Source organism: Pilibacter termitis (assembly GCF_900167335.1).
Classification (GTDB): domain Bacteria; phylum Bacillota; class Bacilli; order Lactobacillales; family Streptococcaceae; genus Pilibacter; species Pilibacter termitis.
Window position 1 is genome coordinate 1 of record NZ_FUXI01000033.1, and the last position, 2,142, is coordinate 2,142.

Annotated in this window: 1 protein-coding gene; it reads right to left on the reverse strand. The window is 42.5% G+C overall.

All coding sequences use genetic code 11. The features are described 5' to 3' along the window. Positions 1-174: 174 nt before the first annotated feature. Positions 175-1,716, reverse strand: coding sequence for a bifunctional phosphoribosylaminoimidazolecarboxamide formyltransferase/IMP cyclohydrolase (purH, locus tag B5D30_RS11345; protein ID WP_078808189.1), 1,542 nt, complete (start codon positions 1,714-1,716; stop codon positions 175-177). Positions 1,717-2,142 lie beyond the last annotated feature (426 nt).

Here is a 2,142-nt window from a genome sequence, read left to right on the forward strand (position 1 = left end):
TGTCTAGCTACAAGGGGCAGGAGTTGGGTCGCTGTTCGCTACAGCACTGGAAACTGCGTTTCCAGCAAGTAAATGCTGTGGCTCACTGCGACAAACTCCTGAACACCCCTCTTCGCTTTTCTAATAGAAAAACTCAAAAAGACAAGATGTTCCTTATCTTTTTGAGTTCTGTTTTTAATGCCTAAAGTGACGTACACCTGTGAAAATCATTGTCATGCCATACTTATCTGCCGCCTCAATGCTTTCTTCATCACGCACACTTCCTCCGGGCTGAATAATCGCTTGAATACCAGCTTTGGCGATTTCTTCGATGTTGTCAGCAAATGGGAAAAATGCATCACTTGCCAAAACGGCACCGTCTAACTTATCTTTCGCCTGCTCGATTGCGATTTTCACACTGCCCACACGATTCATCTGCCCAGCACCAATGCCAAGTGTTTGGTGGTCGTTGGCAATCAAAATTGCGTTGCTTTTCACATATTTAATTGATTTCCATGCAAACTCAAGAGCTTTTTGCTCGCTTTCAGTAGGCACTCTTTTTGTTACAACTTGCCATTCTTGCGGTTTTTCTTCGATTACATCTTGATTTTGGACAAGCATTCCGCCGACAACTCCTGTGTATTCCGCCTCTTTCTCACTTTCTTTGATTTGAGAAAAATCAAGTGCTAACAAACGTAAATTTTTCTTTTTCGTTGTCAAAATTTCAAGAGCCTCTTTTGAAAAACTTGGAGCAATAATAATTTCTAGGAAAATTTTGTGCATTTTTTCAGCAGTTTTTGCATCTACTTCACGATTTAGCACAACAATTCCACCGAAAATCGAAACGCTATCCGCCTCATAAGCGTAATCCCATGCTTTTTCAATTGTCTCAGCAATCCCAATACCACAAGGGTTCATGTGTTTGAGAGCGACAACAGTCGGGGTAGTAAAATCACGAATAATCCGAATCGCCGCATCTGCGTCACGAATATTATTAAACGACAATTCTTTTCCGTTTAATTGCTTGGTTGCCGCAATGGAGTAGGTTGTTGGCAAGGCTGATTGATAAAAACTTGCCTCTTGGTGATTATTTTCACCATAACGCAACCCTTGTTTTAAATCATACGTTAATGTCAACTTCTCAGGCTGTTCTTCGCCAACTTGATCGGTCAAAAATCCTGCGATCAACGCATCATAGCTCGCTGTATGCCGGAAAACTTTTGCTGCAAGTCTCTTTCTAGTTTCAAGAGTCGTGTCATTTTTCGATTGCAACTCACTCAAGACAATTTCATAATCAGCTGGATCCACTACGACCGTTACACTCGCATGGTTTTTCGCTGCCGAACGCAACATACTTGGCCCACCAATATCAATATTTTCAATCGCCTCTGCGTACGTGACATTTGGTTTCAAAATTGTTTCTTTGAAAGGATAGAGATTGACAATCACCAAATCAATCGGTTGAATGTTATGTGTATTCATTTGCGTTAAATGACTTTCCAAATCACGACGACCTAACAAACCGCCATGAATGATTGGGTGCAATGTTTTTACACGTCCGTCTAGCATTTCTGGGAATCCAGTTACTTCATCAATCGCAATCGTAGCAATCCCTGCATCGTCTAAGGCTTTTTTCGTGCCACCTGTTGAAATAATTTCAATGCCTAATGCTGTTAATTCTTTAGCAAGTTCTACAATCCCTGTTTTATCTGATACGCTGATTAGAGCTTTTTTCAAGTTATTTTCTCCTTTTGTGTCTAGCTACGAGGGACAGGAGTGGTGCGACTGCTCACAACGTTGCTTGAAGCTATCGCTTCAAGTAAATAAACAACGTGGTTCGCTGTCGCCAACTCCTAAACGCCCCGCTCGCTTTTCTGTGTCTAGCTGCGAGGGGCTGAAGTCTGGTGGCTGTTCGCAACGTCGCTTGAAACTTCGTTTCAATGCTAGTCTTTCAAGAATCTTTGATTCTTAGAAAGACTGTATGCGAAACGAAGTGTAGCAGTGAATGAACGACGTGGCTCACTACCACAGACTTCAAACCGCCCCTCTACGTTTTTCTTTGTCTAGCTACGGAGGGGCAGGAGTTGGGTCGCTGTTCACAACAGCACTGGAAACTATGTTTCCAGCAAGTAAATGCTGTGGCTCACTGCGACAAACTCCTTA